This window comes from uncultured Nitratireductor sp. (assembly GCF_913053745.1).
Lineage (GTDB): Bacteria > Pseudomonadota > Alphaproteobacteria > Rhizobiales > Rhizobiaceae > Nitratireductor.
Map to the genome: position 1 here is coordinate 1 of NZ_CAJXGF010000019.1, position 26,000 is coordinate 26,000.

Annotated in this window: 26 protein-coding genes; 13 read left to right on the plus strand and 13 right to left on the minus strand. The window is 62.1% G+C overall.

Annotated features, from left to right (window positions below; all coding sequences use genetic code 11):
- The 3 genes from QZ638_RS05050 to QZ638_RS05060 all read right to left on the minus strand — a co-directional run.
- On the minus strand, window positions 1-333 hold a 333-nt coding region (locus tag QZ638_RS05050), incomplete at its 3' end, for a biotin/lipoyl-binding protein (protein WP_295807691.1).
- A 93-nt stretch (window positions 334-426) separates the two neighbouring features.
- The gene (locus QZ638_RS05055; protein ID WP_295807693.1) at window positions 427-1,044 is read right to left on the minus strand and encodes a TetR family transcriptional regulator; all 618 of its coding nucleotides are present in this window, start codon (window positions 1,042-1,044) and stop codon (window positions 427-429) included.
- A gap of 135 nt (window positions 1,045-1,179) precedes the next feature.
- Window positions 1,180-2,088: an AraC family transcriptional regulator gene (locus QZ638_RS05060; protein WP_295807695.1), complete on the minus strand. Its 909-nt coding sequence runs from the start codon at window positions 2,086-2,088 to the stop codon at window positions 1,180-1,182.
- Window positions 2,089-2,336: 248 nt separating this feature from the next.
- Here QZ638_RS05060 and QZ638_RS05065 point away from each other — a divergent pair, with 248 nt between their 5' ends.
- The 7 genes from QZ638_RS05065 (at window position 2,337) to QZ638_RS05095 (ending at window position 9,123) form a co-directional block, all read left to right on the plus strand.
- Complete coding sequence (locus QZ638_RS05065) at window positions 2,337-3,506, plus strand: amino acid ABC transporter substrate-binding protein (RefSeq protein WP_295807766.1); 1,170 nt, start codon at window positions 2,337-2,339, stop codon at window positions 3,504-3,506.
- Window positions 3,507-3,572: 66 nt separating this feature from the next.
- Window positions 3,573-4,445, plus strand: coding sequence for a branched-chain amino acid ABC transporter permease (locus QZ638_RS05070; protein WP_295807696.1), 873 nt, complete (start codon window positions 3,573-3,575; stop codon window positions 4,443-4,445).
- Window positions 4,446-4,447: 2 nt separating this feature from the next.
- On the plus strand, window positions 4,448-5,416 hold the full coding sequence (locus QZ638_RS05075; RefSeq protein WP_295807767.1) for a branched-chain amino acid ABC transporter permease: 969 nt from the start codon (window positions 4,448-4,450) through the stop codon (window positions 5,414-5,416).
- Window positions 5,413-6,141 carry an ABC transporter ATP-binding protein gene (locus tag QZ638_RS05080; protein WP_295807698.1) on the plus strand — a complete coding sequence of 243 codons (729 nt, stop codon included), beginning with the start codon at window positions 5,413-5,415 and terminating at the stop codon, window positions 6,139-6,141. Before QZ638_RS05075 ends, QZ638_RS05080 begins: the two co-directional genes overlap by 4 nt.
- On the plus strand, window positions 6,134-6,856 hold the full coding sequence (locus QZ638_RS05085; RefSeq protein ID WP_295807701.1) for an ABC transporter ATP-binding protein: 723 nt from the start codon (window positions 6,134-6,136) through the stop codon (window positions 6,854-6,856). The genes QZ638_RS05080 and QZ638_RS05085 overlap by 8 nt, the downstream gene beginning before the upstream one ends.
- A gap of 4 nt (window positions 6,857-6,860) precedes the next feature.
- Window positions 6,861-8,312 (plus strand): aldehyde dehydrogenase, encoded by a 1,452-nt coding sequence (locus tag QZ638_RS05090; RefSeq protein WP_295807703.1) that lies wholly within the window; start codon window positions 6,861-6,863, stop codon window positions 8,310-8,312.
- A 55-nt stretch (window positions 8,313-8,367) separates the two neighbouring features.
- Window positions 8,368-9,123: an SDR family NAD(P)-dependent oxidoreductase gene (locus QZ638_RS05095; protein ID WP_295807704.1), complete on the plus strand. Its 756-nt coding sequence runs from the start codon at window positions 8,368-8,370 to the stop codon at window positions 9,121-9,123.
- 88 nt (window positions 9,124-9,211) lie between these two features.
- On the opposite strand, the gene QZ638_RS05100 is transcribed toward QZ638_RS05095, so the two are convergent.
- Complete coding sequence (locus tag QZ638_RS05100; RefSeq protein WP_295807706.1) at window positions 9,212-9,745, minus strand: 2,4'-dihydroxyacetophenone dioxygenase family protein; 534 nt, start codon at window positions 9,743-9,745, stop codon at window positions 9,212-9,214.
- A gap of 33 nt (window positions 9,746-9,778) precedes the next feature.
- Window positions 9,779-11,506, minus strand: a complete 1,728-nt coding sequence (locus QZ638_RS05105) for a thiamine pyrophosphate-requiring protein (protein ID WP_295807708.1) — start codon at window positions 11,504-11,506, stop codon at window positions 9,779-9,781.
- Window positions 11,507-11,753: 247 nt separating this feature from the next.
- Between QZ638_RS05105 and QZ638_RS05110 the strand changes: the two genes are divergently transcribed.
- From QZ638_RS05110 to QZ638_RS05125, 4 genes are read left to right on the plus strand one after another with little or no spacing between them, the layout of a single operon-like run.
- The gene (locus QZ638_RS05110) at window positions 11,754-12,761 is read left to right on the plus strand and encodes a TRAP transporter substrate-binding protein (protein ID WP_295807770.1); all 1,008 of its coding nucleotides are present in this window, start codon (window positions 11,754-11,756) and stop codon (window positions 12,759-12,761) included.
- A gap of 1 nt (window position 12,762) precedes the next feature.
- Window positions 12,763-13,287: a TRAP transporter small permease gene (locus tag QZ638_RS05115; RefSeq protein ID WP_295807710.1), complete on the plus strand. Its 525-nt coding sequence runs from the start codon at window positions 12,763-12,765 to the stop codon at window positions 13,285-13,287.
- Between the two features lie 30 nt (window positions 13,288-13,317).
- Window positions 13,318-14,640 (plus strand): TRAP transporter large permease, encoded by a 1,323-nt coding sequence (locus QZ638_RS05120; RefSeq protein WP_295807712.1) that lies wholly within the window; start codon window positions 13,318-13,320, stop codon window positions 14,638-14,640.
- Between the two features lie 32 nt (window positions 14,641-14,672).
- A complete protein-coding gene (locus QZ638_RS05125) occupies window positions 14,673-15,449 on the plus strand; it encodes an IclR family transcriptional regulator (RefSeq protein ID WP_295807714.1) in 777 nt (258 codons plus the stop codon).
- A 27-nt stretch (window positions 15,450-15,476) separates the two neighbouring features.
- Here the strand turns inward: QZ638_RS05125 and QZ638_RS05130 are convergent, their stop codons facing one another.
- The 6 genes from QZ638_RS05130 to QZ638_RS05155 are packed head-to-tail and all read right to left on the minus strand — an operon-like array spanning window position 15,477 to window position 21,669.
- Complete coding sequence (locus QZ638_RS05130) at window positions 15,477-17,075, minus strand: GMC family oxidoreductase N-terminal domain-containing protein (protein ID WP_295807716.1); 1,599 nt, start codon at window positions 17,073-17,075, stop codon at window positions 15,477-15,479.
- A gap of 5 nt (window positions 17,076-17,080) precedes the next feature.
- Window positions 17,081-18,064 (minus strand): branched-chain amino acid ABC transporter permease, encoded by a 984-nt coding sequence (locus QZ638_RS05135; protein WP_295807718.1) that lies wholly within the window; start codon window positions 18,062-18,064, stop codon window positions 17,081-17,083.
- Window positions 18,057-18,944, minus strand: a complete 888-nt coding sequence (locus QZ638_RS05140; protein WP_295807720.1) for a branched-chain amino acid ABC transporter permease — start codon at window positions 18,942-18,944, stop codon at window positions 18,057-18,059. The genes QZ638_RS05135 and QZ638_RS05140 overlap by 8 nt, the downstream gene beginning before the upstream one ends.
- A gap of 4 nt (window positions 18,945-18,948) precedes the next feature.
- Window positions 18,949-19,668, minus strand: coding sequence for an ABC transporter ATP-binding protein (locus tag QZ638_RS05145; protein ID WP_295807721.1), 720 nt, complete (start codon window positions 19,666-19,668; stop codon window positions 18,949-18,951).
- On the minus strand, window positions 19,658-20,452 hold the full coding sequence (locus QZ638_RS05150; RefSeq protein WP_295807724.1) for an ABC transporter ATP-binding protein: 795 nt from the start codon (window positions 20,450-20,452) through the stop codon (window positions 19,658-19,660). Before QZ638_RS05150 ends, QZ638_RS05145 begins: the two co-directional genes overlap by 11 nt.
- Window positions 20,453-20,463: 11 nt before the next feature.
- On the minus strand, window positions 20,464-21,669 hold the full coding sequence (locus tag QZ638_RS05155) for an ABC transporter substrate-binding protein (RefSeq protein ID WP_295807726.1): 1,206 nt from the start codon (window positions 21,667-21,669) through the stop codon (window positions 20,464-20,466).
- A 256-nt stretch (window positions 21,670-21,925) separates the two neighbouring features.
- Between QZ638_RS05155 and QZ638_RS05160 the strand changes: the two genes are divergently transcribed.
- Both QZ638_RS05160 and QZ638_RS05165 read left to right on the plus strand, forming a co-directional pair.
- Entirely contained in the window at window positions 21,926-22,837 is a 912-nt protein-coding gene (locus QZ638_RS05160) for a LysR family transcriptional regulator (protein WP_295807729.1), read from the plus strand.
- A gap of 146 nt (window positions 22,838-22,983) precedes the next feature.
- Entirely contained in the window at window positions 22,984-23,403 is a 420-nt protein-coding gene (locus QZ638_RS05165) for a DUF983 domain-containing protein (protein WP_295807730.1), read from the plus strand.
- Here the strand turns inward: QZ638_RS05165 and QZ638_RS05170 are convergent.
- Together QZ638_RS05170 and QZ638_RS05175 are read right to left on the minus strand one after the other, a co-directional pair.
- The gene (locus QZ638_RS05170; RefSeq protein ID WP_295807732.1) at window positions 23,400-25,148 is read right to left on the minus strand and encodes a peptidase M14; all 1,749 of its coding nucleotides are present in this window, start codon (window positions 25,146-25,148) and stop codon (window positions 23,400-23,402) included. The genes QZ638_RS05165 and QZ638_RS05170 overlap by 4 nt on opposite strands.
- Window positions 25,145-25,993 carry an ABC transporter permease gene (locus tag QZ638_RS05175; RefSeq protein ID WP_295807734.1) on the minus strand — a complete coding sequence of 283 codons (849 nt, stop codon included), beginning with the start codon at window positions 25,991-25,993 and terminating at the stop codon, window positions 25,145-25,147. Before QZ638_RS05175 ends, QZ638_RS05170 begins: the two co-directional genes overlap by 4 nt.
- Window positions 25,994-26,000: the final 7 nt, after the last annotated feature.

The following is a 26,000-nucleotide window of genomic DNA, read 5'->3' on the forward strand; positions in this document are numbered from 1 at the left end:
GCGCGCTGCCGTCAGCGCGGCGCGCTGTTGTTCGAGTTGCAGGTTGAGATCCATCGGATCCAGCCGCGCCAGGACCTCTCCGGCTTCCACCCTGTCGCCTACATCAACGAGGCGCGCCGCCACCTTGCCGCCGACGCGAAACGCCTCGGTTATCTCGGTGCGTGGCACCACTGTGCCCGTATAGGTGCGCGTTTCGGCGAGCGGTGAGAGCCGCACCGTCGCCACCCGCACCACCGGATCGGGCCGTTCGACCACCTCCTCGTCCTGGCAGGCCGCGAGCGCGAGCGCCACCGCGCTCAGAAGAACAATCCGTTTCATGGTCTTTAGCGGCATAAGCCAGCACCTTATAAACGTTGTTAACTATCGATTCTCGATATTCATCATAAATTTGACACACAAAAACTCAGGCCTCCCTTCCTTGGCGGCCTAGTCCTGCTTGCCCAGTCCTTTCAGGATAAAGCGAAGCTGCTCGCGCAGCCCCTCTTCGGTATCTTCGCCATGCTGTATGCAATGTTCGATCAGAAGAGGGTGCAGAAACGGCACGAAGGCCGTCTTCACGCAGCGCGCGGACATAGCCGGGTCGTCGACGTCGAACTCGCCGGCCTCGACACCCTCGCGAATGATCCCCTCCATGATCGTCGTCATGCGCTCGATATGCGCCTTGATGATCGACCAGTTTTCCTGCATCGCGGCGGCGACCATATCGTGCGTGCGCTTCTCCTTGATCAGCGTTGCCTTGTTGTGCTGATGGATCGCCGTCAAAAGCCGCGTCAACTTTTCCGAAGCCGGCGCCTTGGTCCGCGCGATGGCAAAGGCAATCTCCGCCACTTCCTCCACGATGCGCCCGCAAATGCACTCGTTGATCGCACCTTTGGACGGAAAAAAACGATAGATGTTGGCCGGACTCATCCCCAGCTCCGCGGCGATGTCCGCAACGGAGGTTTTCTGGTAACCGATGCTGCGGAAGAAGTTTTCTGCAACCTCGAGAATACGAGATCGCGTCTCTTCCGGATCGGTGCGTGGGCGTATAATCGGCTTCATCATCTTATCTCTGACGATTTTCAATAATCATCACACTTCACTTCGTCAAGATGGAATCACCTCGACTGCATGGATTTTATCACCCGTGAAGAAAACCGGCCAACCGGCCTTGAAGTTCCTGCAAAGCCCGAAAAGCGTTTACGGCCAGGCGGCGAAGGAATTCTCGCCCTTGGATTTGCGCTGCATCGCCTCGCGACGCAAGCGCCCCGGCGACATTCCCGTCTCACGCTTGAAAAAGCGGTTGAAGTATCCGGCATCCTTGAAGCCGAGCGCTTCCGCCACCTCGGCGGCCTGAAGACCGGTTCCATTCAACAGAACCTCCGCTTCGGCAACAAGCCGGGCGTGGATCAGCTCAAGCGGCGTACGCCCCGTCACCCGCCGCACCGCGCTGCCGAGCCGCCCTCGCGACACTGAAAGGAACCGCGCATAGTCGCTGACGCTCCAGTGGTCGCGCACATGGAGCTCAACCAAATGCAGGAAGTTGCGCACAAGCGTGCGCGGCGCCGATTGCTGCTTGGACGGCATGGGACTCGACGTGCGCCAAAGCGCGATCAGGATCAGGACGAGGTGATAGCGCGCCGTGTCCTGCGCTCCGGGCCGGTCGCTGCGCAATTCGTCGCCGATGACTTCGATGCTGCGGCACAGGTCCTGAGCCAGAGCCGGCGCAATTTTGGCGCCCAGAACCGGATGAAACAGCGCATTCTTGACCTCGGTCCCGATGGGGCCGGAGGGCACCGCACGGCCGATTGCGAGCTCCGATGCGGCAAGCGCGGCACCACGTGCGCCAGCCTCCAGCGTCAAAGTCGCCGGCTTGCCCGCCGGCAACCAGAGCACGCAGGGCGCGGCAAGTGGGATGATCGTGCTCTCGAGCGCGAGTTGCCCGACGCCCGAAATGAGAGCGAACGCCCTGTTTCGGTTGCCGTGAAGCGTCCACGCGACCGGGGAGAGCGCTGTTTTGACAACCGCCGCTTCCGTATCCGGCAGGACAACGATGGGAGGGATCGTCCCCGCCGGCGGAGCATCTCCCGTACGGCTGTTCTGTAACAAATCGAGCTTTTTCTCCAAAGCGCTGAACGGGCATATGCGAACCGCCCAAAAGTACAATTCTTTCGACAAAAAGTCTATTTCCACCGAACGCCCACCCCCTAAACTTCAGACCGTCCCGTGCTGGACCGGCGTAAGGAACGGTCCGCAACGGCATTTCGCTTAGAGCGAGGGACGTGGAGGAGGAAACCATGATGAAGTCTGCAAGCAGGCGGCGCCTGCGCGACGTTTTTTTGTCTGCCGGCGCCGTAATGACCGTGCTGGTCGGCGCATCCGCGCATGCGCAGGAACGCGAAACGATCAAGATCGGGTATGCCGTATCCAAGACCGGCGCGAACGCCGGCGGGGCGGGCATCACCACCATTCCCAACTACCAGCTTTGGATCAACGACGTTAAGGAAGCCGGCGGTCTCGAGCTTCCCGACGGCAGCAAGCTGCCGATCGAAGTCATCGAGTATGACGACCGCTCTTCGGCCGAAGAGGTCGTGCGCGCGGTGGAGCGTCTGGCGACACAGGATGAGGTGGATTTCATCCTGCCCCCTTGGGGAACGGGCTTCAACCTCGCCGTCGCGCCACTGTTCGACCGCTTCGGCTACCCGCAGCTTGCCGTTTCCTCGGTGACCGACAAGGCACCGGAGTTCGTCGAGCGCTGGCCCAGGAGTTACTGGATGCTCGGCGGTGGAGAGGATTATACCGATGCCCTTGCCACCCTGCTTGCCGAACAGCGCGACGCCGGCACGATAAACGGAAAGATCGCCATGGCGTCGGTTGCCGACGGCTTCGGCATCGATCTGGTGACGGCGGCACGCGCGTCCTTCGAAGAGGCAGGGTTCGAAACGGTCTATGACAAGACCTATCCCGTCGGAACTTCCGACTTCTCCCCCATTGTCAACGAAGCCGCGACGACGGATGCCGACACCTTTGTCGCCTTTTCCTACCCGCCGGACACGTTTGCCCTGACGCAGCAGGCGCAGGTGTCGAGTTACAATCCCAAGGTGCTTTATCTCGGTGTCGGCGTCGGCTTTCCCGTCTATGGAGAAGACAAACCGAATGCGGAAGGCGTGATGAGCCTTGGCGGAATCGCCCCCGACAATGAAAGCAACATGGCCTATCGCAAGCGTCACAAGGAGCTGACGGGCCAGGGGCCGGACTATTGGGGAAGCGTCATCACCTATGCGAGCCTTCAGATGCTGCAGGAGGCCATCAAGCGCGTTGGCCTCGACCGCGACAAGGTTTCCGAAGAGCTTTCCAACGGAACCTTCGAGACCGTTCTGGGTGAAACCAAGCTTGAGGACAATCAGCTCCGCACGCTCTGGTGGACCGGTCAGTGGCAAGATGGCGTTTTCGTCGGCGTAGCCCCGCAGGGAAGGTCCGGCGCTTCCAAAGTCAAACTGCCGAAGGCCGCCTGGCAGGCGCAATAAGACGGAATCGTTTCGGCCGGCGCGCGGACGCGCCGGCCGCCGCAAGAACTCGGGAGATTGAACAATATGCTCATGACGGCGCTCATCGCCGGCCTGGTGCTTGGCGGCACCTATGCACTGGTGGCCATGGGGCTCACCCTGCAATACGGCATCGCGCGCATCATGAATCTCGCCTATGGCGAGACCATGATCACAGCCGCCTTCGCGGCCTTCATCCTACAAAGCGCGCTCGGGCTCAATCCGATCGCCGACCTGCTTCTTATCGTGCCGGGCGGGTTTCTTCTGAGTTGGGCCATCTACGCGCTGATGATGCGTCCGCTGGTAACCCGCTCCCGCGACCGAGGTGCACTTGAGATCGATTCCATTCTGGCAACGTTCGGGCTCCTTTTCGTTATCCAGGGCGTTCTGCTCGTGATCTTCGGCGCCAACTATATGAGCTATTCCTATCTCAACGTGCCGGTCAGCATTCTCGGCGCCAATGTCGCCGCCAACCGGCTGCTCGCGCTCGTTCTCGCGCTTGCGATCGGCGTAACGCTATACCTGCTCATGACGCGCACACGCTGGGGCACGACCATTCGCGCCGTCGCCGTTGCACCGCAGTCCGCACCGCTCGTCGGCATCGACGTCAACCGAACGGCACGTTTCGCCTTCGCGCTCGGCGGCGCGCTTGCCGCTGCCGGCGGCGTCGTCATCTCCATGTATCAGACCTTCACCGCCACCTCCGGCGTGGTGTTCACCATGAAAGCCCTGATCGTCGTCATCATGGGCGGGGTCGGCAATCTTCTTGGCGCCCTCTCGGCGGGGCTGATCCTCGGCATGGTGGAAACCTTTGTCGCCACCTATGTGGATCCCGGACTCACGCTGGCCGCCACCTATGGCATCTTTCTGGCGCTGCTTCTGTGGCGCCCCCAGGGTCTGTTCGGAAAGGCCGCGCGATGACCATGCGGCTTGCCTTCGGTTTTTCTCTTGCGGCCGCGGCACTCGCCGCCCTCGCCTTCGCGCCCTTCTATGTCGGCCCCTATCAGGTCGGCCTGCTGATCGGCCTGGCTGGATACGTGACCCTGTCGAGCGCATGGGCGCTCTTTTCCGGTCCCACCCGCTACGTGTCGCTGGCCACCGTCGCCTTCTTCGGCATCGGCGCCTACACGGTCGCGGCGCTCAACGAGATTCTGCCCTACCCGCTGGTTCTTCTGGCAGCGGCCGGCGTCGGGCTGGGAATCGCGCTCATCGTCGGCCTGTCGACGCTCAGGCTCGCCGGTGTCTATTTCGTCATCTTCACCTTCGGTCTCGCCGAACTCGTGCGCCAGCTCGTCACCTGGTACGAAGTGAACGTGACGGGCACGTTGGGCCGCTACATCTTCATGTCCTTCGGCCCTGAGGAAATCTACTGGCAGCTCTTGGCTCTGATGGCGGCGACGCTGTTCGTTTCGTGGTGCATCGGCCGCAGCCGGCTCGGCCTGGCGCTCAAGATCATTGGCGACGACGAGGTGGTCGCCGCCCATTGCGGCATCGACATCGCCCGCACCAAGCTGGCTCTGTTCGCGCTCAGTGCGGTGATCATTACTCTGGTCGGCGCGATCCAGGCGCCGCGCTGGACCTATATCGAGCCCGGCATCGTGTTCAATCCGACCGTTTCCTTCCTGACCCTGATCATGGCGCTGCTCGGCGGGGCGAACCGCCTCTGGGGCCCGGCGCTCGGCGCGGTGCCGCTGTTCCTGCTGTTCGAATGGCTGTCAGCCAATTTTCCCGACCATTATTCGATCATTCTCGGCCTGCTCTTCATCGCCATCGTCTTCATCCTGCCGGGCGGCGTGCTCGCCTTCGTGGAACGGGCCTTGGCTCACTCGAAGCGGGTCACCGGCAACGCAGAGCGCGTAAGAGAACCCGGAACCGCGGAGGCCCGCCAATGAGCGCGCTCCTGGAAATCCGCGACCTGACCAAGCGCTTCGGCGGGCTGACGGCGGTGAATGGCGTAAGCTTCGACATTTCCCGCGGTGAAACGGTCGGCCTGCTCGGCCCCAACGGATCGGGCAAGACCACGGTGCTCAACATGATTTCCGGCCTGCTTCCGGCAAGCGGCGGCGCGATCCATCTAAACGGCGAGAAAATCTCGGGGCTCGCGGCCAACCGCATCGCCAGACGCGGCGTGGCGCGCACCTTTCAGCTCGTGCGCATCCTTCCCTCGCTCTCCGTCGAGGACAATGTCGTTGCCGCCCTGGCTTTCGGGAAAAAGCGTCTTTGGGATCGAGCGGCCCGCGACGACGCCCTTACCTGCCTCGAACGCGTCGGTCTCCAGGGTCGCGGTTCGGAGAACGCCGCCGATCTCACCTATATCGATCAGAAGCGGCTCGAACTGGCCCGCGCGCTTGCCGCCGAACCTTCCCTGCTCCTGCTCGACGAATGGCTCGCCGGCCTGAACCCGACCGAGCTTCGCATCGGCATCGACCTGATTGCCGACCTCAACGACAGCGGGATGACCGTCTTTCTGGTAGAGCATGTGATGGACGCGATCCGCGCTCTGTGCGGTCGCTCGGTGGTCATGAACGCCGGCATGAAGATCGCCGACGGGCCGACCGGCGATGTGCTCGGCGACCCCGGCGTGGTGCGCGCCTATCTGGGAGACGCCCATGCTTGAAATTGAGGACCTCAACCTGCATTACGGACAGCATCTGGCGCTCGACAGTGTTTCGGTTACGATCGCCCCTGGCGAAACCGTGGTCATCCTCGGGGCGAACGGTGCCGGCAAATCGTCGCTCCTCAAATCGGTTGCCCGGCTCGTGCCTTCCGATGCAGGATCGCAGATCCGCCTTGACGGACGTCTCCTGGCGGCACTCCCGGCCCATCGTATCGTTCAGGAAGGCATCGCCCTCGTCCCGGAGGGGCGTGGCGTATTTGGCGACCTTACCGTGGAGGAGAATCTTCTGCTCGGCGCCAATCCGCCACGTGCCCGCACCGACGAAGGCGAGCGCAGAGCCCAGGTCTACGATCTGTTCCCCAAGCTGAAGGAGCGCCGGCGCCAGGCCGTCAACACCATGTCCGGCGGCGAACAGCAGATGGTGGCCATCGGCCGTGCTTTGATGTCCAACCCGGCCTATCTCATGCTTGACGAGCCGAGCCTCGGCCTGGCTCCCGTCATGGTCACCGAGCTTTTTCTGGCGCTCGACCGGATCCGCAAATCCGGCGTCGCGCTTCTGATCGTCGAACAGAACGTCCGGGTCAGCCTGTCGATCGCCGATCGCGGCTATCTGATAGAGGCCGGGCGCATTGTCGGCGCCGACACGGCGAAGGCATTGCTGAACGACGAGGCCGTGCAACGCGCTTTTTTGGGTAAGACAGACGAACGAGGATGAAATAATGGAAGATTTGGGTTTGCTCATCGGCGACGACGATCGCGCGGCTTCGGACAGCAACACGTTCGAGCGTCTCAATCCGGTAACCGGACAAATGGCCACACGGGCAGCGGCAGCAACGCTGGAAGACGCCCGTATGGCGTGCGATGCTGCGGCGCGCGCCTTTCCCGACTGGGCCGCGACCACGCCGGGCGAAAGGCGTCGCATTCTCCTGTCGGCGGCCGACACCCTGCAGTCACGGGCAGACGATTTCGCCCGGTCCATGGCGGATGAGATCGGCGCGACCGCCGGCTGGGCACATTTCAATGTCGGGCTTGCCGCCGAGATGCTGCGCGAGGCGGCATCCCTCACCACCCAGATTACCGGCGAGATCATCCCATCGAACCGCCCGGGCAGCATGGCCATGGCAGTGCGTCAGCCTGCCGGCGTGGTGTTGTCCATCGCGCCCTGGAACGCGCCTGTCATTCTCGGCGTTCGTTCGCTTGCCACACCGCTCGCCTGCGGCAACACCGTGGTCATGAAAACGTCGGAGATCTGCCCGCAAACGCATCGGCTGATCGTCGAGGCCTTGCATGCCGGCGGCGTGCCGCGCGGGGTGCTGAACGCCATCTCCAACGCACCGGAAGACGCCGCCGAGATCGTCGAGACCCTGATCGCGCATCCCGCCGTACGCCGGGTGAACTTCACCGGTTCCACCCGCGTTGGCCGCATTATCGCCGAAACGGCGGGACGTCATCTCAAACCGGCGCTGCTGGAGTTGGGCGGCAAGGCACCTTTCGTGGTGCTCGACGACGCCGATATCGATGCCGCTGTCGCAGCGGCCGCTTTCGGCGCCTACATGAATCAGGGCCAGATCTGCATGTCGACCGAGCGCATCGTCGTCGACGAGAAGATCGCCGACACCTTCGTCAAAGCGCTTGCCGAAAAAGCCCGTTCGCTGAAGGCGGGCGATCCGCGCGAGGGCAAGGCGCCGCTCGGTGCCGTGGTAGATCAGAGTGCGGCGCGGCGCATCGAGGATCTGGTCAAGGATGCGGTCGGCAAGGGGGCGATCCTGGCGGCGGGCGGCGGCGGCGATGGCACCATCATGGAGGCCACCCTGCTCGACCGGGTCACGCCGGCGATGCGCATTTATGCCGAAGAGAGCTTCGGCCCGGTCGTTACGGTGGTGCGCGTGAGCGGCATCGATGAAGCGGTGCGCGTCGCCAACGACACCGAATACGGCCTGTCCTCCGCGGTTTTCGGGCGTGACGTGAACCGCGCCATGGCCGTTGCGCGCCGCATCGAGAGCGGCATCTGCCACGTCAACGGCCCGACGGTTCACGACGAGGCGCAGATGCCTTTCGGCGGCGTGAAGGATTCCGGCTATGGCCGCTTCGGCGGCAAGGCGGGCATCGCCGAGTTTACGGAGTTGCGCTGGATCACCGTTCAGGACGGCCCTGTGCATTATCCATTCTAGATCTCGACCGGTCCGAACGGGCACGGTCCACAGCAACCGATCACATCGCAGTGTCATGAAACTCGACGAAAAGAACTGCATCATCACGGGTGGCGCCGGCAGCCTCGGCGTCGCCACGGCGCGTCTCTTCCTGAACGAGGGAGCCCGTGTCGTCCTGGTCGATCGCGACCGGGACGAGTTGCACCGGGCCATGCGGGCCCTGTCATCCGACAAGGTCGTTTCTGTAACCGCCGATGTGTCGTCCCCCGCAGACACGCAGCGCTATGTTGCGACAGCCGTCGAACGTTTCGGCCCGGTCGATGTGCTGTTTTCCAACGCCGGCAATTTCGGCACCGTGGCGCCCATCGCCGACTATCCGGAGGATGTGTTCGACGCCGTCCAACGCGTCCACGTTAAGGGTGCGTTTCTGGCGGCGAAACACGCCGTGCCGAACATGCGCAACGGCGGCAGCATCGTCATCACCTCCAGCGTCGCCGGCCTGCGCGGCGATGCCGGGGTCTATGCCTACATCACCGCCAAACATGCCCAAATCGGCCTGATGCGTTGTCTCGCCAAAGAGCTGGCGGCGCGTGCAATCCGCGTCAACACCATTCATCCCGGCCCCATCGACAACGGTTTTCAGCAGGCGGTGGAAGACGGGCTCGGCAGGGAAATGGGGATCGACGGCACCGATTTCTTCAACCGCCTGATCCCCCTGGGCCGTCACGGACGCGCCGACGAGGTGGCGCGTTCCGTGCTCTATCTTTCATCCGACGACAGCAGTTTCACAACAGGAACGACGCTGACGGTCGACGGCGGAATGTCGGTGTGATGCGATGCGCGGCCTGGCGGAATCCACGAATTTGCCGCTCGATCTCGCAATCGACATCGAGCGGGTATCGACTGTCAAACTCATTCCACTAGCGAAACAGCGTCTCGATATAATCCGCGCCGATACCCACCTCGTCGTAATGGTTCCGGCACATCTCGATATAGTTGTGCACGTCGAAGAAGCCGTCGGGCTCTCCTGTCTCGTCAAGCCAGATCAGCGGCCCTTTCACCTGAAAGAACACCCGCATCGGGTCTTCATGCTCATAGGCCACCAGCGTGTGGCCCTCGCCCGGCGTCTCATAGACGAAATCGCCCGCCGTCGCTGTCCAGTCGTGTTCCAGATACCCCCATTTTCCGGAGATCGTGTAGGCGAAAACCTCGTGCGGATGATAGTGCCGGTTCACGAGGCCGGCGCGCTTGGCCATGAGAATGTCGCACCATTTGTTCTGTGTCGGCGAGATCCACAGCGGACGCGAAAACACGGTCTCCGTGAAAGGCACATAAAAGCGTTCATCCTCGCTCGGCGCATCGGCCAGATAGACTTCCGGCAGGGCGTCGCGTTGAAACACCTTCTCGATGGGTTTCAGGTCTTTCCAGAATTCGGTCGTCGCGGCTTCAGCCATTCCACGTCTCCTTGCAATTGGGCTGGGGTCTGGTCACGGGCGCACATGCACGTCGATCAGTGCCAGGGTGCGGTTCGTGTCGATATGATCGAGCGCTTCAGCGAAAATACCGGACAGCGCCGAGCCGTCCTTCACCGTTCGGGAAAAGGCACGGCTCGCCTCGGCAACCTTGGCGAAATCCGGCACCGGGGAAAGACCGGTCAACGGCATCGTGTTGGTGCGGGATGCGTATCCATCGGGATAGATTCCAAGAACCGAATGGCGCACGGCCCCCCATTCGGCATTGTTCACGATCACCACGAGCACCGGCAGGTCCAGCGCTTCGGCGATCTGATGACAGGCGACGGGATTGGAAAACATGTAGGAGCCATCGCCCATTGTTGCGACGATCAGCCGGTTGCGGTCGGCCAGTTGCATGCCGAGCGCGGCGGGGAACGACCACCCGAGCCCACCCGAATGCGGCTCCTGATACCAGGCTTTGGGATGGTCGAGCGTCATCGGCGCCATCGGGCATCCGAGTTCGGAAAACACCGACGCATCGCGGCCTTCGATGGCACGCGACAGACAAAGGCTGACCCAGTCCTTCGTCATCGGCGCGCCTTCGCCGGCTTCGGCGCGCGCAATGGTTTCGGCCCGTGCGCCCGCATTGGTCCGGGCATGTCTGTCGCGCCGACGCACAATGCGTTCTTTCGACAGGGTGTTTTCATCGGCAAGCGCCGCGCGCAGCTTTACGAGCCCTTCTTCAACCTCACCGGTAAGCGCCACGTCACAACGGAAATTGCGCACCGGAAAACGACTGTAGAGCGGATCCTGACCGAGCTGAATTACCTTGCAGCCAGGCTTCAGGGAGTGAATGTCCGGCGACCAGGGCGCCAGCGAATCGATCACGAGAACCACGTCGGCCTGTTCGAGAAGCGGAGCCGGATCGGACGCCGCCGCCATCGGATGATCGAGTGGCAGGGCAAGCCGTACCGCCCAGTATTGGCACACCGGAATGCCCCAATCTGCGGCGATGGATTGCAAAGCGGCAAAACCGCGCTCTCCTCCGGCACCGCGCTGGGCGATGATGACCGGGTTCTCGGCATCGGACAAAAGTGCGACCGCGGCTCGAAGACGCTCGTCTTCGATGCCAGCCACCGCCGGCGCCATCGTGCGGGGCGCATCGAGGTCGTTCGTGGGACAGGTCTCGCAAAGCACTTCGCGTGGCAGACTCACATAAACCGGCCCGCGCGGTGTGGATTCGGCGATCGCCAGTGCACGATCGGTGATTTCGACGACCTGTTCTGGAACGCGCAATTCGTAATCCCATTTGCAGGCCTCGCGCACGAGGGCAGTCTGATCGCGCATTTCCTGCCCCCAGCCGATTGGCACCGTGCGCGCGCCCAGCCTGCCCTTTTCGGTTGTCGGGGTGCGCCCGGAGAACAGAAGCATCGGGATGTGTTCGGTCGCCGCATTGATCGCGCCTATGGCGCAATTGGCGAGCCCCACATTTGTGTGTGCCATCACGGCCTGCGTGCGCCCCGTCGCGAGATAGTAGCCGTGCGCCATGCCCATCGCCGCGCTTTCGTAAGGCATGACCAGCGCCTGCGGGAGCGGCACCCCCTTTGCCTCGGCCTCGGCCAACCCCTCGATGATCGGAGGGAAGTCGGTGCCGGAATTGGCAAAGATGTAATCGACGCCGAGCGCCTTCATCCTGGCGAGCAGCGCCCCGCCTGCCGTCATGATGGCGGCGGTGTCGGCAAGAGAAGGGGCATCACGCATGGGTGTTTTCCATATTTCTATATTTGAAATACATAATTTAAATATAGATTGACAATGGAATGCACTGCCGTCAATCTCTTTCCTCATACATGGGAGAGATTGTCTCCGTTCCCGTCATCCGCCGCTGGGAGGAAGGATGACCGGGGCTTCGTTTTCGTTGGAAACCATGTTCTTTTGGAACCGGGAGGAAATGATGATTGGAACCGTTAAATCTCCGCGCCTCGCCTCGCTCCTTGCTGGGGCGGCCATGGCTGTTCTTGGCCTGGCCGGCAGCGCCTCGGCACAGGATGTGATCAAGCTTAAACTCCATCACTTTCTCGGGCCCAAGGCGCCAGCGCAGACCGACATGCTGGAACCGTGGGCGGAGCGTATCGAGAAAGCGTCCGAAGGCCGCGTCGACATCGAGATATTTCCGGCCATGTCTCTGGGCGGCCGCCCACCGGAGCTGATCCGCCAGGCCCGCGACGGGGTGGTCGACATCATCTGGACAGTCAATGGCTATACCGCAGGTCTGTTTCCGCGCTCGGAGGTGTTCGAACTGCCCTTCATCCACACCAACGATCCGGTGGCCACGAATCTTGCCATGCGCGACATGTTCGACGCCCATCTGGCCGAGGAATACCAGGGCGTGAAAGTGCTCTTCAGCCACGTCCATGCAGGCCAGGCGATCCAGATGGTCGATACGGAAGTGCGCAAACCTTCCGACCTTGCAGGCAAGCAGATCCGCATACCGACCCGAACCGGCGCTTGGGTGGTGGAAGCGCTTGGCGCGAGCCCGGTTTCCATGCCTGTGCCGGACCTGCCCCAGGCGCTCTCGCGCAAGGTGGTCGATGGCGCCTTCATACCCTGGGAAATCATTCCGGCATTGAAGATGCAGGATCTTACCGATTACCAGATCGAAGGCGCCGACAAGACGCGCTTCGGAACGACCACCTTCCAGGTGTCGATGAATCAGGCCAAGTGGGACAGTCTGCCCGAGGACATCCAGCAGATATTTCTCGACAATTCCGGTGAGGACTGGTCGCGCGAAGTCGGTGAGATCTGGCGGGCGATCGACGATCGCGGCATCGAGGTTGCTACCGATGCCGGCAATACGCATGTCACCTTGACGGCCGAGGAAACCGAGGCGTTCCGCACGCAACTCGAACCGGTGGTCGAACGCTGGATCGAGGAAGTCGACGCCAAGGGCATCGATGGTCGCGCCCTCGTCGACGCGGCGCGCGCCGCCATCGCCAAGCATTCGAAGGGCATGTGACATGGCCGCCGGGAACAGGCAGCCATCGGCGACCGGCAATGTTCTGCGCCATGTCATCGAGGCATGGGCGCTTGTCGGCGGGGTGGTGCTGATCGGCGTGGTGCTCGTTAACGCCTTCAGCCTCAGCAGCCTGATTCTGGCGGGCCGCCCCTTCCCCGGCGATTTCGAAATCGTCGAGGTCGGGGTGGCGGTTTCGGTTTTCTGCTTTCTTCCCTATTGCCAGGTGACGGGCGCCAATGTGACGGCCGACATCTTCACGTCGGGTGCCGGGCCGAGGACGCTTGCCGTTCTGTCCACTGCGGCGTCTATCGTCGCATCGGCCTTCGCCGTCTTCCTCTTGTGGCGCATGTATGAGGGTTTTCTCGACTTTCGGCTCTATGAGGAAACCACCGCCATCTACCAGTTTCCCATCTGGATCGCCTATGTGCCGATCCTGGTTTCCATCGCACTCCTGATCGTCGCTTCTCTGATGAGCCTTGCCGATGCGCTGGCTGGCCGGGCCACGCAGGAAAGCGCCGAACTCTGATCGAACAATGTCGGCAAGGGCTTCGTATCCGTGCAAAACGAACTTTTTCTCGGCCTGACCGGCCTCGGCATTCTCGTCGCACTCATCGTTGCGCGGCTGCCCATCGCCTATGCGATGATCGTGGTGGGCGCCGGCGGCATCCTCACCCTGTCCGGACCCGCCATCCTGATGTCGCAGATGAAGACGCTCGCCTATGGCGTTTTCTCCAATTACGACCTGTCCGTCGTGCCGCTGTTCGTGCTGATGGGACATCTGGCGACACATGCCGGTCTTTCGCAGAGCCTGTTCCGAGCCGCCAATGCGTGGCTCGGGCGTTTTCGCGGCGGTGTCGCGATGTCGGCTGTGGCGGCCTGCGCCGGTTTCGGCGCCGTCTGTGGCTCCTCGCTCGCCACAGCCTCCACCATGGGGCACGTGGCGCTGCCGGAGCTCGAACGCTATCGCTATTCACCGGCCCTCGCCACCGGCACACTCGCCGCCGGCGGCGTGCTCGGCATCCTCATCCCGCCATCGGTCGTGCTCGTCGTCTATTCGGTCATCGTTGAGGCAAACATCGTGCAGATGTTCGCCGCCGCCTTCATTCCCGGCCTGCTGGCGGTGCTTCTGTTCATCCTCACCATTGCCATCTATGTGCGCGTTGCGCCGGAGGCGGGACCGCCCGCCGATCCGGTCGGGCGCCAGGAGTTTTTCGCCGCGACGCTCGGGGTCGCCCCCGTCGCAACCATATTCGGCCTCGTGATCGGCGGCATTTATTTCGGCTTTTTCAATCCCACACCCGCCGCCGCCATCGGTGTTTTCCTGGTGCTCGTCTATGGCGTCGTCATGCGGTTGATCGGTCTAAGGGCGCTGCGCGCGGCGCTGCTTGCGACGGCCAAGACCTCGGGCATGATCTATCTGATTCTGCTCGGCGCCGAATTGCTGGAGATATTCATGGCGCGCGGAGGCGTGCCGCAGGCGGCTGCCGAAATGATGGCGACAAGCGGCCTCTCGCCCTACACGATTCTCATACTGCTCCTGGCGGCGCTCATCCTGCTCGGCTGCCTGATGGACAGCCTGTCGATGATCCTGCTGGCCATTCCCTTCTTCTGGCCGGTCATTTCGGGGCTCGATTTCGGCATGACGCCAGACGAGACGAAGATCTGGTTCGGCATACTGGCGCTTGTCGTCGTCGAGCTCGGCCTGATCACACCGCCCGTCGGCATGAACGTCTTCGTCATCAATGCCATTGCGCGCGGCGTTCCCATGCGCGAAACCTTCAAGGGCGCCCTACCCTTCTTCGGGGTCGAGCTGGTGCGCGTCGGTCTGCTGATCGCCTTTCCCTGGCTCGTGCTTGTGCTGCCGGCGATTCTGAAGTAGCGGCAAGCGAACGAAACCCGACGGATGGAAACGTGGCACCACAAATCAACGGCTCGGTGGTCAAGGCCTTCACCGTTCTGAAACTGTTCTCCGAACAGCGGCCCGAACTCACCGCGTCCGAGGTCGCGCGCGAAACCGGCATGAACGGCATCACCGCCCATCGTTTCCTGCGCACGCTTGAGCATGTCGGCGCACTGGTCGCCGTTTCGAAGGGTGTCTACCGCCTCGGCTATGTGTTTGCCGACCTGGGGGACCGCGTGCTGCAGAACGATGCGCTGGCACGCCTGCTCCAGCCCCATCTCAACGCGCTCAGCGAGGAGCTTCGGGAAGCCACAATGGCCACCGTCTTCCGCTCCGACATGGTCTATTGCATCGCCCGCGCCACTTCGGCGCGATCGCTGTCGGTGGAAATCCGCGTCGGCAGCCAGCTCGACGGCTATTGCACCGCTCATGGAAAGACGTGGCTCGCCTTCATGCCCGAACATGAGCGTCAGCGTTACCTGGAGACGGTCGAGCGCGTGCGCTTCACCAAAAACACGATTACCGATCTCGACGCGCTCAATGCGGAACTCGAAATCGTCCGTCGGCAGGGCTATGCCATCAACAATTCCGAACGCGAGGATGGCATCCGCGCCGTTGCGGTGCCTGTTCGCACCCGTACCGGGCGCATGATCGCCGGCCTTTCCGCCTTCGGTCCATCCACGCGCTTTACGGAAAAAACGACGGAAAAAGCGCTTGTCGCCCTCCGTGCAGCCGCCCTTCAGGCAGAAAACAGCCTCTATGGCGACGAAGGCGAAGGCGCGGAATAAATCATCTTCGTATCGGATCTCCGGCGCCTACCGCGCATCCTCCAGGATCATCGCCGCCGCTTTCTCGGCAATCATCAAGGTCGGCGAGTTGGTGTTTCCGGACGTGATGGCCGGCATCACCGAGGCATCGGCAATGCGCAGTCCTTCAAGCCCCCGCATCTTCAACCGCGGATCGACAACCGCACCCTCGTCCGTGCCCATCCGGCAAGTGCCGACCGGATGGAAGATCGTCGTGCCGACCTGCCCCGCTGCCTTCACCAGGTCTTCTTCGCTTTGAAATTCCGCTCCTGGCTTGAACTCTTCGGGCCGGTAACGCTGCAAGGCCGGCTGTTCGACGATGCGGCGCGTCAACCGGATCGCGTCGGCGGCCACCTGTCGGTCACTCTCCGTTGAAAGATAGTTTGGCCGAATGGCCGGTTGCTTGCGAAAATCGTCGGAAGTCACATGCACCGATCCGCGACTGTCGGGTCTCAGATTGCACACGCTTGCCGTGAAGGCCGGGAAGGGATGAACCGGATCGCCGAACTTGTCGAGCGAGAGCGGTTGCACGTGATACTGTAGGTTCGGCGTTTCCCGGGCTTCGTCGGAGCGCGTGAAAAGGCCGAGCTGGCTCGGCGCCATGGACATCGGCCCCGAGCGTCTGAAAAGATATTCCAGTGCGATTGCCGCCTTGCCTGTAAGCCGGCTTGCCTGCTCGTTCAGTGTGCGGATACCCGTTACCTTGTAGGCGCAACGCAATTGCAGATGATCCTGCAGATTCTCCCCAACCGAAGCGTGCTCGAACGCAACCGGAATACCGGCGGCCTGAAGCACGTCGCCGCGCCCTATCCCAGACAGTTCGAGAATGTGCGGTAATCCGATGGCACCGGCCGCAAGCACGACCTCCCGGCGGCATTTCGCTTCCCGCGCCGCACCGTTCTGCTCATAGGCAACGCCTGTAACGCGACCATCTTTCACGAGCAGCCGGCGCACATGCGCGCCCGTTTCCACGCGCAGGTTTCCGCGTTCTCGCACCGGTTTCAAAAAGGCTTTCGAGGCGTTCCAGCGCACCCCGCCACGCTGGTTCACCCGGAAATAGGACGAGCCCTCATTATCACCCCGGTTGAAGTCGTCGACCTTGGGAATGCCGAGCGCTTCGGCCGCATCCTGAAAGGCTTCGAGGATTTCCCAGCGCACCCGCGCTTCTTCCACACGCCATTCGCCACCGGCGCCGTGCATGTCGTCGGCGCCCCGGTAATAATCTTCCGGCTTTTTGAAAAAGGGGAGCACGTCGTCCCAGGCCCAGCCCGTGCAACCCATCTGCCGCCAGCGGTCGTAATCGCCCGCCTGGCCGCGCATATAGATCATGCCGTTGATTGACGAACAGCCTCCGAGCACCTTGCCGCGGGGATAGGCGAGCGAGCGCCCGCCCAGTCCCGGCTCGCTCTCGGTCGAGAAGCACCAGTCCGTTCGCGGATTGGAAATGCAGTAGAGATAACCGACCGGAATGTGAATCCAGGCGTAGTTGTCACGCCCGCCGGCTTCCAGGAGCAGCACGGAAACCTTCGGATCGGCGGAAAGGCGATTTGCCAGCAGACAGCCAGCCGTCCCCGCCCCGACGACGATGTAGTCGAACGTTTCCGTCATGGCCGTCAGCGCGCGTCACCCTCCCCGCGCGATAACCGCGCGAGGATTTCACCGACAATGCCACGGCGGAACAGGAGCACACAGATCATGAAGATCGCACCGGTGATCACCGTCACCGGGAACTCCGATGTGGCGAGGTAGTTTTGAAGCGTGACCACCAGCCCGGCGCCGACAATCGGTCCGAGCATGGTGCCGATGCCGCCGAGCAACGTCATCAGGATCACCTCGCCCGACATCTGCCAGGTCACGTCCGTCAGCGTTGCAAACTGGAAGACGAGCGCCTTCATGGCACCCGCCAGCCCGGCCAGCGTCGCCGACATGACGAAGGCCGCCAGCTTGTAGCGCGCCACGCTGTAGCCAAGCGACGTTGCCCTGTTCTCGTTTTCGCGGATCGATTTCAGGATCATGCCGAAGGGCGAATGAACGATGCGCCAGACGGCAAAGACGCCGATCAGAAAGCCGCCGAGCACGAAAAAGTACATGTTGAGCGGCACGCTGAGATCGATAAAGCCGAAAAGATGGCCGCGCGGCACGCCCTGGATGCCGTCCTCGCCTTTGGTGAAAGGCGCCTGCACGCAGAAAAAGTAGAACATCTGCGCCAGCGCCAACGTGATCATCGCGAAATAGATGCCCTGCCGGCGGATGGCGAAGAAGCCGATGACGAGCCCCAGCGCCGCCGCACCGAGAACGCCGAGCAAAACGCCGAACTCAGGCGTCCATCCCCACTCCTTTACTGCATGCGCGGTGAAATAGGCGGCACCGCCGAAGAAGGCGGCATGGCCGAAGGAGAGCAGGCCCGTATAACCGAGCAGCAAATTGAAGGCGGCCGCGAACAGTGCGAAGCAAAGCATCTTCATCAGGAAAATCGGGTAGAGAAAGAACGGCGCGGCAACGAGCGCGGCAACGCCGAGCCCGACGAGCAACCATTCGGTGCGGGCACGCGTCTGCCGTTCGATCCCTGTGGTGGTCAGATCGGCCATGTCACGCATCCTTCCCGAACAATCCGGCGGGCCGGACAAGAAGCACGATCGCCATGATCACGAAGATGACGATGTTGGAGGCTTCCGGATAAAAAACCTTGGTCAGTCCCTCGGCGAGCCCGAGCATGTAGCCGGTAACGATGGCGCCGAGGATCGATCCCATGCCGCCAACGACCACCACCGCAAAGACCACGATGATGAGGTTCGACCCCATCAGCGGGCTCACCTGATAGACTGGAGCCGCCATGATGCCGGCGAGGCCGGCAAGCGCGGAGCCGATACCATAGGTCAGCGTCAGAAGCAGCGGCACATTCACGCCGAAAGCTTGCACGAGCGTCGGGTTTTCCGTCGCCGCGCGCAGATAGGCGCCCAGCTTGGTCTTCTCGATCAGGAGCCAGGTTCCGATGCAGATGATGAGCGAGGCGACGACCACCCAGCCGCGGTAATTCGGCAGGAACATGAAGCCCAGATTGGTGCCGCCGGAAAGTTGCGGCGGCGGCATGTAGGATTGTCCCGACACGCCGTAGAAATAGCGGAACGCGCCTTCGAGAACGAGCGCCAGGCCGAAGGTGAAGAGCAGGCCGTAGAGTGGATCGACATTGTAGAGCCGCGACAGCGCGACCTTTTCGATCACCATGCCGCTCAGGCCCACGAGCAGAGGCACGAGAATGAGAGCCGGCCAATAGCCGATGCCCAGATGCGCCAGAAGAAGATAACCGACGAACGCACCCAGCATGTACTGGGCGCCATGGGCAAAATTGATCACCCGCAACAGGCCGAAAATGATGGCCAGACCGAGACTCAACATGGCGTAGAACGAACCGTTGATGAGGCCGACCAGTAACTGCCCGAGAAAGGCCTGGATGGGGATTCCGAAGATCATGGTCATGTCGTCAAACTCCAATCACCTCGTGCAGCACCTCCATACGCTCCTCCAGCTCGACGGCCGGGAAGTCGGCGGTGATCTGACCATGCTCCATGAGGTAGAAACGGTCGGCGATGCGGCTCGCAAAGCGGAAATTCTGTTCCACCAGCAGGATCGTCATGCCACGCGCCTTGAGCGTGGCCAGCACTTCGCCGATGCGCTCCACGATCACGGGCGCAAGCCCCTCGGTGGGCTCGTCGAGCAGAAGCAGCTTCACGCCGGTGCGCAGCATGCGCGCAATGGCCAGCATCTGCTGTTCGCCGCCGGAGAGTTTTGTGCCCTGGCTGTTGCGCCGTTCCTTCAGATTGGGAAACAGCTCGAAAATCTCTTCGATGCTCATGCCGCCATCCGAGACGACGGGCGGCAGAAGCAGGTTTTCGTCCACTGAAAGCGTAGCGAAAATGCCGCGCTCCTCCGGGACGAAACCGAGACCCGTGTGAGCGGTGCGATGCAATGGCATCTGCATCAGATCCTTGCCCGCGAACTCGATCGTTCCCTTGCGCTTGCGGATGATGCCCATGATGGCGCGCAGTGTCGTCGTCTTTCCAACGCCATTGCGCCCGAGCAAAGTGATCGTCTCGCCCTCGGCCACATCGAGATTGACGCCGTGCAGCGCGTGGCTTTCGCCGTACCAGGCATGAAGGTCGCGGACGGAAAGAAGCGGCGTGCCTCCGTGCTCACTCGTCATAGGCCGTCCCCATATAAGCCACTTTCACCTGCTCATCCTGGCTCACCTCGGCATAATCGCCGGCAGCAATGATTTCGCCGCGCTGCAGGACGGTGATCCAGTCGCACAGATCGGCCACGACCTTCAGGTTGTGCTCCACCATCAGCACCGCGCGGTCCTTCGCCACATCGCGAATGATGTCGGCCACGGTCTCCACATCCTCGTGTCCCATCCCCGCCATCGGTTCATCGAGCAGAAGAACCTTCGGGTCGAGGGCGAGCGTGGTGGCGATTTCGAGAACGCGCTTGCGACCATAGGAAAGATCGGCAGCCAGCTTGTGCCGCTCGTTCTGCAGGCCCATGCTCTCCAGAAGCTGTTCGGCGCGCGGCGTCAGAAGATCGAGACTGCCCAGCGAACGCCAGAACTGATAGCCGAGCCCGCCCGGTCTCTGCAAAGCGACGCGTACGTTGTCGAGCACGGTCAGATGCGGAAAGATCGCCGAGATCTGAAACGAGCGTACCAGACCCAGTCGCGCCACCTTTGCAGGCGACGTGTGGGTAATGTCGCGCCCCATGAACTCGATGCGTCCCGCGCTGGGTGCAAGAAACTTGGTCAGCAGATTGAAAACGGTGGTCTTGCCGGCCCCGTTAGGGCCGATCAAGGCATGGATTTTGGCGTGTCGCACGTCGAGATCGACATCCTTGACGGCGACAAACCCGGCAAAATCACGCCGCAGGCCGCGAGCGGAAAGCACCACCCGCGGCTCTGCGTCGTTGACAGCGCCGGAAACCGGCGCTTCGGTCACATTGGCCTCCGTCACTGGCTAACCAGGGAACAGCCGCTTTCGGACGGTTTGATGTAGGCTTCCTCGCCTGGAATGGTCGCCAGGACATTGTAATAGTCCCAGGGTTCCTCGCTGTCGGCCGGTGCCTTCACTTCCATCAGATACATGTCGTTGAGAAGACGGCCATTGGCGCCCACCGTGGCGTCACGGGCGAACAGGTCGTTGACCGGCATTTCGTGCAATTCCTTGGCGACGGCCTCCGTCTCGTCGGTTCCGGCCTTGTCGATTGCCTTCAGATACTGGGTCACGGCCGAATAGGTGCCGGCCTGGATCATATTGGGCATACGGTTGGTGCGCTCGTAGTAACGGCGGCTGAACTCGCGCGATTCATCGTCGCGATCCCAATAGAAGCCTTCCGTCAGCGTCAGCCCCTGTGCCGCTTCGAGACCAAGGCCGTGAACCTCGGCCAGCGTGAAGAGAAGGGCTGCAAGGCGCTGGCCGCCGGCGACGATGCCGAACTCGGCCGCCTGCTTGATCGCGTTTGCGGTGTCGAGGCCGGCATTGGCCAGACCGATCACGTTCGCGCCGGAAGCCTGAGCCTGCAGCAGGAAGGAGGAGAAGTCGGTCGTGGCGAGCGGATGACGCACTGCGCCCAGAATCTCACCGCCCTTGGACTTGGCGAAATTGCCGGTCTGCTCTTCAAGCGAATAGCCGAACGCATAGTCGGCGGTCAGGAAGAACCAGGTGTCGCCGCCCTGCTCCACAAGCGCGCCGCCGGTGCCGACGGCAAGCGCATGCGTGTCATACGCCCAGTGGAAACCGTAAGGCGAGCATTGCGCGCCGGTCAGTTCCGTGGTCGCCGCGCCGGTGACCATATTGATCTTCTTTTTCTCCTTGGAGATACCCTGCACGGCCAGCGCCACCGACGAGGTGGTCAGTTCCATGATCGCGTCCACCTGTTCGGTGTCGTACCACTGACGGGCGATGTTGGAAGCGATGTCCGGCTTGTTCTGATGGTCGGCGGTGATCACCTCGACCGTCTTGTCGAGCACGGTGCCGCCATAGTCTTCCACCGCCATCAGAGCGGCCTCATAAGACCATTTGCCACCGAAATCGGCGTAGACGCCGGACTGGTCGTTCAGGATACCGATCTTGACCTTCTCGTCGGAAACCTGGGCCATTGCCGGGATGACGGTGGCCGTCATCAGGGCCATGGATGCAAGCGCAAGTAATTTCATAATCGAACTCTCCTCCCAAAACGATGAACCGTCCTCAACGCTTATGCGCTGGGTACGGATATCTCGAACCGCAAGGAGAGCGCGGGCTCCTCCATACTCTCCAGGCGGAAAAATCGGCATGCGAACGGCAATCGGAAGCGGTGCGAACCGGGCCTCCCTTCCCTTCATGCGCGACCATATCATTAGTCATAGCATTGACCTTTCCGTACACAACTCCTTATTTTTGCACAAACACGGTGCAAAAACGTACAGAGCGATGCGGCCATTTTCCTGGGACGACCTGCAATTCTTCCTCGCCGTCGCGCGCACTGGGCAACTTTCGGCCGCCGCTCGCAAGCTCAGAACCAATCATGCCACGGTTTCGCGCCGGATCGACCGGTTGGAGCAGGCACTGGGGACGCGGCTCTTCGAGCGCAATCCGCGCGGCTATCTCCTCACGGCGGCCGGTGAAAAGATGGTTGAACGGGCCGAGGTGATCGAGCGCGAAGCCTCGCAGGTGCAGAGCGAGCTTGCCGGCGATGCAACCTCGGTCAGCGGTGTGGTGCGCATCAGCACGCTGGAAGGGTTCGGCAATTTCTTTCTCGCCGACCGCCTGCCCGACCTGGCACGATCCCTGCCCAGCCTGTCGATCGAACTTCTCATCATCCAGCAGATCGTCTCGCTGTCGCGCCGCGAGGCGGACATGTCGGTGACGCTTTCGACAAACCGGGCCGGATCTCATCACTATGAGAAGATCACCATGTACCGCCTGTTTCTGTATGGCACGCGCGACTATCTGGAAAAGCATCCTCCGGTGCGCCGCAAATCCGATTTGGGCTCCCATCGCATCATCGGCTACATCGAAGACATGATCTTCACGCCGGGCCTCGACTACCATCGGGAGATCCTGCCGGGCGCCCGCGCCTTCTACCAGAGCTCCAGCATTCACGCGCAGCTTGCCGCCACGCGAAAAGGGCTGGGGCTGTGCGTGATGCCGAACTTCATGGCGCGGCATTATCCCGACCTTGTGCCTGTCATTCCGAAAGAGATTCATCTTGAACGCTATTACTGGTGCATCGCCCATCAGGACGTCGCCCACACGCCGCGTATCCGAATGCTGACGGACTTCATCAAGACCGAAGCGGAGGCCGCGAAGGACGATTTTCACGGCCAGCAACTTTTGGCGTAAAACGCGTCGTTTTCCGGAAAACGAAAGCGTATTTCCTAAAATCTTGGAATTTCCGGGAGTTTTCGGCAATTTTGTCGCAAGCTGAATTGTCACATGGCCGTGCAGTTCTCTTTCGAAGAAACTGGCCCCGAAACGGAGAGGCCGCGATGAAGAACGCCCAACACACACCCACCGACAATCCTATGCTGACCGGTGCGCTCGGCCGCTGCCCGCAATGCCAGAAGGGGCACATCTTCAAAGGCTATCTGCAACTCGCGGAAAGCTGCGACGTGTGCGGCCTCGATTTCTCCTTCGCCGATCCGGCCGACGGCCCGGCTTTCTTCGCCATGACCATTGCCGCCGTTCCCGCCCTTGCCTTCGGCGTGTGGTTCCAGATGGCGTTTGAGCTGCCCCTATGGGTGCACGTTTTCACCACCGTGCCGCTGACGATCCTCAGTTGCATGGCGCTGCTGCGCCCACTCAAGGGTTGGCTGGTCTGCTCCCAGTATTTTCACAAAGCCGCCGAAGGCTCCATCGACCATGCCTGGCACGAACAGGCGGCGGCGAAGAAAACCGATCAGGCCTAAACCATCAGGCTTTCCGCCATCATCTCCTGCAACGCATCGTAGGCGGCCACAACCGTCCGTGCCTGCGCTTCATGCGCCAAAAGGAAGGCGTCCCCATAGATGGTCTCGTCGGGATATTCCGTGATGAGCATCATCGGCGCGTCGTGACGGTCGTCCTCCGATATCGTAATGGGGAAACCGTTCAGAACCTCGAATTGCAACCTGCCGGCATGGATCTCGTAAAGCCTGATCTGGCGTGCGTTGAATTCGACCAAGCCCGGCACTTTCGCCAGCTCCGTCGTTACCTTTTCCAAAAGCCGGCGCGTGCGCTCGCCCCAACCCGCCTTGTGGCGGACGATCAGGAAAAAGCCCTTGGGCACCGTCCACATCTCGAAACCGCGCGGGATATAGCCGGTCAGCGGCCGCGTCCACTCATGCGCGGGATAGCCGTGCAGATTGACGTGGAGCGCCGCCGTCGTGCGCGCGAAGCACAGGCTGCGAATGCCCTTCTCGTAAAGCGGCTCGGCCTCGCGATATTCGAGATCGTCACCCAGCGCGGTGTAGCGCGCGGCGTGATGCATGTGGTGCGGCTGGCTCTGGCAGAGTTGCCAGTGCAACGCATAGCCGTCCGGGTTCTCCAATGGCGAGACCGTAAAATGCGCGCCCTCGCGCTCCGACAACAGCGCCGCCCCGCGCAGCGCCCCGGCAACGCCGGAAATCTCGTTGGGATGCTGACCGCCGCTCAACATGATCGGATGATCGCATCCGCTGACATAGCGGGCAGGCAAGGAGCGGCCCGCGCGCGACGTAACCCCGAACGCCTCGCCACCGATCCGCTCCAGCGTTTCATTCACCGCGGCAACCGAAAACGGCCCCGTGGCCTCGTGCAGCGGCTGCACCGGCCAGGCGGCTGGTTCTGTGGAGAGCGGTCGGGTTTCCACCTTGACGGTCAGCGGCCCCTCGCCTGCCGCGATCACCGGAATGATCTGACCGGGCTGGAGTCCGCGCGAACCGAGCGGGCGGCCGGATTTCTTCTGGAAGAGTTCGAGCAGCGAAAAATAGAAGTCCTCGTGCAGCGCTTCATGCCGGCTGATCGCCTCCTCGCCGACTGGCAGCCGCTCGTCTGTACCGGGCATGGAAACAGCGATGTGCAGTGCCTCGAAGAAGGGTTCGCGCTCGCCCCATGGATGCGCATCGATGGCCCGAACCGTCTCTTGGAACAGGCGCTCGAAATCGGTCTCCAGAGCCTCATCGATGCTGCGGCCATCCGGATGACGCACGCGCAGCCAACCGCAGGGCGACAGGAGCATTTCGCCGATATGGTCGGCGGCGAGCCGGTTGGGCGCGAAAACCGCGTGACGCGAAACCGTGCCATCCGCCGCTGTAAGCTCGACGCCGTATTCGAGTGGCCCGCCGGCCTCGGCCGGAGCGAAGGCGATCTCCGCCCCGCCCACCATGCCCGCGAGCGGATAGGCCTCCAGAAGGAAACGTTGCTCGCCGGCCGCGGGACTGACCGGATAGGTGATGGCGACGCGGCTTGCATCATTCGGCGCATCTTCGGTGAAGAAATGAACGAGCGGCTTGTAAGCACTGTGCAGCCGAGCCGTGATACCTGCCGCCCGAAGGCGCTTCTCGGCGCCGCGGCGCGCGGCTTCATCCTCGAAAAGCCATGCCTCCAGCTCTGCACCGCTCCATGCCTCGCTGGCGTAGTCGGCGACCAAACGGTCGAGCGTGCGGTCGAAGGTCTTTTCGAAGATCGCGGTCATGTTTCTGTGCGTCCTGTTGGATCGAGAAGATCGCGCAGCCAATCGCCAAGCAGATTCAGGCCGAGCACGGTGAAGAGGATTGCAAGCCCAGGAAAAACGCTGACCCACCAGGCATTCTGCAGATAGGTGCGTCCGTCGGCCAGCATGCCGCCCCAACTGGGGATGGTCGGATCGACGCCGAGACCGAGGAAGGTGAGCGAGCTTTCCAGAAGGATGTTGGTGGCGACGTTGAGCGTCATCAGCACGATGACCGGGCCGGCGAGATTGGGCAGAAGGTGCTGGAACAGGATCTTGAAATCCGGCACGCCGATGGCCTTGGCTGCGTGGATGAATTCACGGTCGTTGAGCGACAGGACGGAGCCGCGCACAAGGCGGGCATATTGCACCCATTGCGACACGATGAGCAGAACGATCGTGTTGGTGATGCCGCCGCCGACAATGGCAATGAACGTGATGGCGAGCAGGATAAAGGGAAGCGCCAGCTGTACATCGGCAAAGCGCATGACGAGCATGTCCCAGAAGCCGCGATAATAGCCCGAGATCAGCCCCATGACGACGCCGACCACCACGGCACCGGCAACGGATGTGAAGCCGACGAGAAGCGAGATCTTGCCGCCGGTGACCACACGCGCAAGCACATCGCGCCCCAGCGGATCGGTACCGAGAATGTGGGTCCAGTCGGTAAATGGTTTGGTCAGGCGCGCGGCGAGATCGATCTGTTCGCCGCCACCGGGAAACAGCAGTGGCGAGAAAAGGACTGCCAATGTCATCGTGCCGGCGAGCAGTACGCCGAGAATGAACTCGATGTTCTTGAAGTGACGCAAACGCGAAACAGCCTGTGCCATGAATGCG